We start from the raw sequence: 6,437 nt of genomic DNA, 5'->3' as shown, positions 1-6,437 counted from the left end.
AATAACCCGGACCACCCGATGGGGGCTGCTCAGTCTCGAACGAAGCTATTCTTGAGGTATCGGCGAAGGATACGCTTTGGCTTCGAGACTTGCCAAGCGCGGATGCTGCACCAAAGGAACCGAGCGTATGACGATAACCATATATGGGATTCCGGCCTGCGACACGATGAAGAAGGCGCGCACCTGGCTCGACACGAACGGAATCGGCTACACCTTCCACGACTATAAGAAGGCCGGGATCGACCGCGCGACGCTGGAACAATGGGTCGAAGCACTCGGCTGGGAGGCGCTGCTCAATCGCAGCGGCACGACGTTCCGCAAGCTGCCCGATGCCGACAAGGTCGATCTCGACGCACCCCGCGCGATCGATCTAATGCTGGCCCAGCCGTCGATGATCCGCCGCCCGGTGCTGGTCGGCGACGGCTGGATCGAAACCGGGTTCAAGCCCGAACGCTATGCGGAGCGATTCGCCATCGCCGGGTAAGTGCGTTAACCATCACGCACAGGCATCATTGCGATGCCGTATCGAATCGCGGGTGGAGAGGATCAGCATGGCACCGACGTTCGTCCGGACTCCGCCGCCATGGTTCCGCATCGTCGCCATCCTGTTCCTGCTGTGGGGCGCAGCCGGCGTCTTCGCCTTCTACAGCCAGGTCACGATGGGACCTGCCGCCCTTGCCGCGATGGGCGAGGTTGACCGCCGCTTCTATGCCGCGCTGCCGCGCTGGTTCAACTGGATCTACGGCATCGCCACCTGGGGCGGGCTGCTCGGCAGCGTCGCGTTGTTGATCGGCCGGCGCTGGGCCGCGGGGCTTTATGCTGCATCGCTGCTCGCGGTCGCGATCCAGTTCGGCTGGGTCTTTACGGCGACCGACCTGATCGCGGCGAAGGGCGCGGCGGCGACGGTGCCGTTCCCGCTGGTGATCTTCGCCATCGCGCTATGGCAATTGGCCGTGGCCCGGCACGGCACGGCGCGCGGGTGGCTTCGCTGATCGCTTCGGGCTAGACCGCGCGGATGTCCACGATCTTCACCATCGACACCGCCACCAGCCGCGCGACGCCCACCCCGGCGCCGATGAAGCGGCTGACCATCCCCGCCATCCGCGCCGCCAAGGGCAAGACCCCGCTGGTGATGCTGACCGCCTATACCGTGCGCATGGCGCAGCTAATGGACGCGCAGTGCGACATGCTGCTGGTCGGCGACAGCCTGGGGCAGGTGATCTACGGCCTGCCATCGACTGTGCCCGTTACGCTCGACATGATGGCGGCGCACGGGAGCGCGGTGGTGCGCGGTTCCTATCATTCGCTGGTCGTCATCGACCTGCCGTTCGGCAGCTATGAGGCCAGCCCGCAACAAGCGTTCGAAAGCGCGGCGATGCTGCTCAAGGCGACCGGTGCCGCGGCGGTGAAGCTGGAGGGCGGCACGGCGATGGCGGAAACCGTCGCCTTCCTGTCGCAGCGGGGCATTCCCGTGATGGGCCATGTCGGCCTGACGCCGCAGGCGGTGAACCAGCTTGGCGGCTATGGCGCGCGCGGGCGCAGCGCAGCGGAGGCGGAAAAGATCGTCGCCGATGCGGTCGCGGTCGCCGAAGCCGGCGCCTTCGCCGTGGTGATCGAGGGCGTGGTCGAACCGATCGCGGTGGAGATCACCCGGCGCATCGCCTGTCCCACGATCGGCATCGGCGCGTCGGCCGCGTGCGACGGACAGGTGCTGGTGGCCGAGGACATGCTCGGCCTGTTCGAACGCACCCCGCGCTTCGTGAAGACGTTCGACGACATGGCCGGCCATATCGCGAAGGCGGTCACGACTTATGCCGACGAGGTGCGCACGCGGACCTTCCCCGGCCCAGCGCAACTCTACGCGCCGAAGGATTGAGACGAACCCCCAACCGCCACGTCACCCCGGACTTGATCCGGGGTCCCGCTTCTTCTTCTACCGTAGCAAGAAAGCGGGACCCCGGATCAAGTCCGGGGTGACGGAACGGGAACGTTGTTCATCCCCCGCACAGCCGCGCTTCCCCATGGTCCCGTGCCGGTAACCACCCCTACGACCAATCGCTTTCGTTTCCCTTGGGCGTCGGCTAAAGGAGCGCGCTTGATCTATCCCCTGGAGCTGTTCCCTTGGCGTTGACCCCGCAGAACAACGAAGCCTTCATCCGCGAAGTCGATGAAGAGCTGCGCCGTGAGCAGATGTCGAACATCGGCAAGCGCTACGGCCTGTGGATCATCGGCGCGGTCCTCCTCGCGCTCGTTGCGTTCGGCGGCTGGACCTGGTGGCAGCATCGCCAGAACACGCTGGCCGGCGAACAGGGCGAACAGCTCGCCACCGCGCTCGACGATATCGAACAGGGCCGCGTCGCGCAGGCGAACGCGATCGTCGGCAAGCTGACGACCTCCGACAAGGACGCCGTGCGCGCCACCGCCCTGCTGACCCAGGCCGACATGCTGCTGTCGAAGAACGATACCAAGGGCGCGGCCGCCGCCTTCGGCAAGGTCGCCGCCGACGAGACGCTGGCCCAGCCGTTCCGCGACATGGCGCTCGTCCGCCAGACCGCGGTCGAATATGATTCGTTGCAGCCGCAGCAGGTCATCGACCGGCTGCGCGGCCTCGCCGACAAGGGCAGCCCGTGGCTCGGCAGCGCGGGGGAGATGGTGGCCGTCGCCTATCTCCGCCAGAACAAGCTCAAGCAGGCCGGACAGACCTTTGCCCTGATCGCGCAGACCGATGGCGTGCCCGAAAGCCTGCGTGCGCGTGCCGTGCAGATGGCCGGGTCGCTCGGCGTCGATGCCGCGCCCGCCGCTCCCGCCGCCGCCGCGCAATAACCCCCTTCGATACCGGAACCCTTTCCCCATGAAGACGCATCTGAAACTCTCGGCAGCGGTTGCGGCGTTGGCGCTGCTGGGCGGTTGCGGCGCACTCAAGGGCAAGGGCCCGGCGCGCACGCCCGTCGTCGGACAGCGCGTGCCGATCCTCGCGTCCGAAAACCTCGCCACGGTCGATCCGGCGCTGGCGAACCTGCAGGTCGTGCTGCCGCTCGCCGAAACCAATGCCGACTGGTCGCAGCCCGGCGGCAACGCCTCGAAATCGATGAGTCATGTCGCATTGGGCGACACGTTGCGCCAGGTGTGGAGCGCGCGGATCGAGGGCGGCAATACCCGCACTCGGCTGGCCGCATCGCCGGTGGTCGTCGGTGGTCGCCTGTACGTGATCGACGTCGAAGGCGTGGTCACCGCGATGGATGCCGCGACCGGCGCGACCGTATGGACCGCGCGGACCGTACCCGGCGACGACAATCCGCGTGCCCGCTTCGGCGGCGGCGTGTCGGTGGAGGGTGAGCGTGCCTTCGCCACCGATGGTCTGGGCGATGTCGTCGCGTTCAACACCGCCGACGGCAAGGAAGTGTGGCGCGCCAAGCCCGGCGGCCCCTTACGCGGTGCCCCCTCGCTCGCCAACGGGCAGGTCTATGTCGTCAGCCAGGACAACCAGCTGTTCGCGCTGGACCAGAGCGACGGCAAGGTGGTGTGGACTCAGTCGGGCAGCATCGAATCGCAGGGCGTGTTCGGCGTCGCTGCGCCCGCTTCGGCCCAGGGCACGGTCGTCGCCGGCTTCTCGTCGGGCGAGCTGAACGCCTATCGCTACGAAAATGGCCGGTCGGTCTGGGGCGACAGCCTGTCGCGCACCTCCGCCTCGACCTCGGTGTCGGCGCTGGCCGATATCGACGCCGAACCGGTGATCGACAATGGTCGCGTCTATGCGGTCGGGCAGGGCGGTCGCATGGTCGCGCTCGAACTCGTGTCGGGCCAGCGGCTGTGGGAACAGAATCTCGCCGGCATCTCGACGCCGTGGGTCGCGGGCGAATGGATCTTCGTCGTGACCGACGACGCGCGCCTGCTGTGCATCTCGCGCGGCAGCGGCAAGCTGCGCTGGGTCCAGCAGCTGCCCGGCTTCCGCAACGAAAAGAAGCGCAAGAACCCGATCAGCTGGGTCGGCCCGATCCTGGCGGGCAACCGCCTGATCCTCGCCAATTCGGAAGGGCAGCTGGTATCGGCCTCGGTCGCCGACGGCTCGATCACATCGACGCAGGAAACCCGGTCGAAGGCGGGGTATAACCTGTCGCCGATCGTGGCGAACGGTATGCTGTACCTGCTCGACGATGCCGGGCAGCTTACCGCCTGGAAGTAACACCAACCACTCGTCATCCCCGCGCAGGCGGGGATCCATAGACGCAGCGCTCCTGATGGAAACGCTGCGTCGGCGTTTATGGGTTCCCGCCTGCGCGGGAACGACGAGAGGAGCCAACACCCTCGACCCGGCCTCCCTTACCCCCTACACTCGGCGGCAACCCCGCACCCCAGGAATCCCCATGCCCTTACCCGTCGTCGCCATCATCGGCCGTCCCAATGTCGGCAAGTCGACGCTGTTCAACCGCCTCGTCGGCAAGCGGCTGGCGCTGGTCGATGACCAGCCGGGCGTGACCCGCGACCGGCGGGAAGGGGAGGCGACCTTGCTCGGCCTCGACTTCACCATTGTCGACACCGCCGGGTTCGAGGATGAAGACGCCGCAACCCTGCCGGGGCGGATGCGGATGCAGACCCAGGCGGCGGTCGAGATGGCCGATGTCGCGCTGTTCATGATCGACGCCCGCGCCGGCATCACGCCGCTGGACGAGGAAATCGCCCGCTGGCTGCGCTCGTCGGGCGGCACCGTCGTGCTGGTCGCGAACAAGGCGGAGGGCCGCGCGGGCGAGAACGGCGTGCTCGAATCGCTGGCGCTGGGCTTTGGCGATCCGGTGCAGCTCTCGGCCGAACATGGTGAGGGCGTCGCCGACCTGTTCGAGGCGCTGCGCCCCTATATCGAGCGCGAGGACGAGCCGGAGCCGGAGGAAGAAGGCGAGTTCGACCCCGAAACCGCCGTCCTGAAGCTCGCCATCGTCGGCCGCCCCAACGCGGGCAAGTCGACGCTGATCAACCGTTTCCTTGGGCAGGACCGGCTCATCACCGGTCCCGAAGCGGGGATCACCCGCGATTCGATCGCGGTCGACTGGAACTGGACCGCCCCCGACGGTCGTGTCCGCCCCGTCCGGCTGATCGACACCGCCGGCATGCGCAAGAAGGCGCGGGTGCAGGAAAAGCTCGAAAAGCTCTCGGTCGCCGACGCGCTCCACGCGATCGACTTTGCCGAGGTCGTCGTGCTGCTTCTCGACGGCACGCGGGGCCTCGAACTGCAGGACATCAAGATCGCCGATCGCGTGCTGCAAGAGGGCCGCGCGCTGGTAATCGCGCTCAACAAATGGGACATCGCCGAACACGCATCGTCGCTGTTCAATGGCGTGAAGGGCGCGCTCGACGAAGGGCTGGCGCAGGCCAAGGGCGTGCCGCTGCTGACCGTATCGGCCGCCACCGGCAAGGGGCTGGACGTGCTGATGCAGGCGGCGTTCGAAACCCGCGAAGCCTGGGGCCGCCGCGTGTCGACGGGACAGCTTAACCGCTGGTTCGACCGCGCGCTGGAGGCCAACCCGCCGCCCGCGCCCGGCGGCAAGCGCATCAAGATGCGCTACATCACGCAGAACAAGACGCGTCCGCCCAGCTTCGTACTGTTCGGCACCCGCGTCGACCAGCTGCCCGAAAGCTACAAGCGTTATCTCATTAACGGCTTGCGCAAGGAATTCGGCTTCGGCGCAGTCCCCGTCCGCCTGAACCTCCGCGCCCCGAAAAACCCCTTCGACCACGCAAAGTGACCCGCATCGACGCCCGCGGCATGCGCTGCCCCTGGCCCGCCATCCGGCTGGCCCGGGCGCTGCGCGACGGGGCGCAGATGGTGGAGATCGCAGCCGACGACCCCCGCGCGGCCGGTGAATTGGCAAGTGCGGCAACGGCGGTCGGTGCGCGGCTGGACGTGGTGGGCGAGGGTGTGTTCCGGGTGGCGCGGTGATGACGGAGGACGCTTCCTACCAGCCCACGTCCGGCTTCCTGATCGACGTGTTGAACGAAGCGGTTCCACTATCCGGCAGCGAGTTTGGCGAGCACAATCTGCGGCGGGTCATCGACTATCTGACGGATGCAGAGGCGGTGAACCGGGATTGGGCCGCATTCATTTTGGGCAATGCCGACCTCGATACCCCGGCGATCCGCGATGCGCTGCTGGCGGCCGCTACGACGGATTGCTCGCCGCGCGTCAGGGCCGAGGCGTTGCGTGGGCTCGCCCAAATCGCTCCGGCGAAGGCGCTACCGCACGTCCGCCAGGCCTTGTCCGCCGAGATGGCTCTCGTCAACGTCTTCGAAGCGGCGGAAATCATCGCCGATCCGTCGCTGGTCGATGCACTACGACCATGGTCCGATCCGTCGGACGACCCGTACCTAGATGGACTGGTGGCGGCCGCGATTGCCGCATGTGAGCAAGGAAAGGGAACCTGACCCAAACGTCATCCCAGCGAAGG

Annotated in this window: 8 protein-coding genes; all 8 read left to right on the top strand. The window is 67.3% G+C overall.

Features of this window, described 5'->3' with window-relative positions; translation table 11 throughout:
- The first annotated feature begins 127 nt into the window (after window positions 1-127).
- Window positions 128-484, top strand: a complete 357-nt coding sequence (locus AVT10_RS06620) for an arsenate reductase (protein ID WP_066689501.1) — start codon at window positions 128-130, stop codon at window positions 482-484.
- A 67-nt stretch (window positions 485-551) separates the two neighbouring features.
- Entirely contained in the window at window positions 552-992 is a 441-nt protein-coding gene (locus AVT10_RS06615; RefSeq protein ID WP_066689500.1) for a hypothetical protein, read from the top strand.
- 23 nt (window positions 993-1,015) lie between these two features.
- Complete coding sequence (gene panB / locus AVT10_RS06610; RefSeq protein ID WP_066689499.1) at window positions 1,016-1,876, top strand: 3-methyl-2-oxobutanoate hydroxymethyltransferase; 861 nt, start codon at window positions 1,016-1,018, stop codon at window positions 1,874-1,876.
- Window positions 1,877-2,121: 245 nt separating this feature from the next.
- The gene (locus AVT10_RS06605; RefSeq protein ID WP_066689498.1) at window positions 2,122-2,823 is read left to right on the top strand and encodes a tetratricopeptide repeat protein; all 702 of its coding nucleotides are present in this window, start codon (window positions 2,122-2,124) and stop codon (window positions 2,821-2,823) included.
- Window positions 2,824-2,851: 28 nt separating this feature from the next.
- Entirely contained in the window at window positions 2,852-4,183 is a 1,332-nt protein-coding gene (locus tag AVT10_RS06600) for an outer membrane protein assembly factor BamB family protein (protein WP_066689497.1), read from the top strand.
- A gap of 181 nt (window positions 4,184-4,364) precedes the next feature.
- Window positions 4,365-5,738, top strand: a complete 1,374-nt coding sequence (gene der / locus AVT10_RS06595) for a ribosome biogenesis GTPase Der (RefSeq protein WP_066689496.1) — start codon at window positions 4,365-4,367, stop codon at window positions 5,736-5,738.
- On the top strand, window positions 5,735-5,932 hold the full coding sequence (locus tag AVT10_RS06590; RefSeq protein ID WP_066689495.1) for a sulfurtransferase TusA family protein: 198 nt from the start codon (window positions 5,735-5,737) through the stop codon (window positions 5,930-5,932). The genes der and AVT10_RS06590 overlap by 4 nt, the downstream gene beginning before the upstream one ends.
- Window positions 5,932-6,414, top strand: coding sequence for a HEAT repeat domain-containing protein (locus tag AVT10_RS06585; protein ID WP_066689494.1), 483 nt, complete (start codon window positions 5,932-5,934; stop codon window positions 6,412-6,414). The genes AVT10_RS06590 and AVT10_RS06585 overlap by 1 nt, the downstream gene beginning before the upstream one ends.
- The last annotated feature ends 23 nt before the right edge of the window (window positions 6,415-6,437 follow it).

The sequence above is a fragment of the Sphingomonas hankookensis genome, assembly GCF_001619955.1.
GTDB lineage: Bacteria > Pseudomonadota > Alphaproteobacteria > Sphingomonadales > Sphingomonadaceae > Sphingomonas > Sphingomonas hankookensis_A.
Note: the sequence above shows the minus strand (reverse complement) of the source record. Positions and strands in the feature narration are given on the sequence as shown.

Bases quoted from the DNA above. Each gene is read 5' to 3' on its own strand.
- AVT10_RS06620 (WP_066689501.1), top strand. From the start codon at position 128: ATGACGATAACCATATATGGGATTCCGGCCTGCGACACGATGAAGAAG.
- AVT10_RS06615 (WP_066689500.1), top strand. From the start codon at position 552: ATGGCACCGACGTTCGTCCGGACTCCGCCGCCATGGTTCCGCATCGTC.
- panB (WP_066689499.1), top strand. From the start codon at position 1,016: ATGTCCACGATCTTCACCATCGACACCGCCACCAGCCGCGCGACGCCC.
- AVT10_RS06600 (WP_066689497.1), top strand. From the start codon at position 2,852: ATGAAGACGCATCTGAAACTCTCGGCAGCGGTTGCGGCGTTGGCGCTG.
- der (WP_066689496.1), top strand. From the start codon at position 4,365: ATGCCCTTACCCGTCGTCGCCATCATCGGCCGTCCCAATGTCGGCAAG.
- AVT10_RS06585 (WP_066689494.1), top strand. From the start codon at position 5,932: ATGACGGAGGACGCTTCCTACCAGCCCACGTCCGGCTTCCTGATCGAC.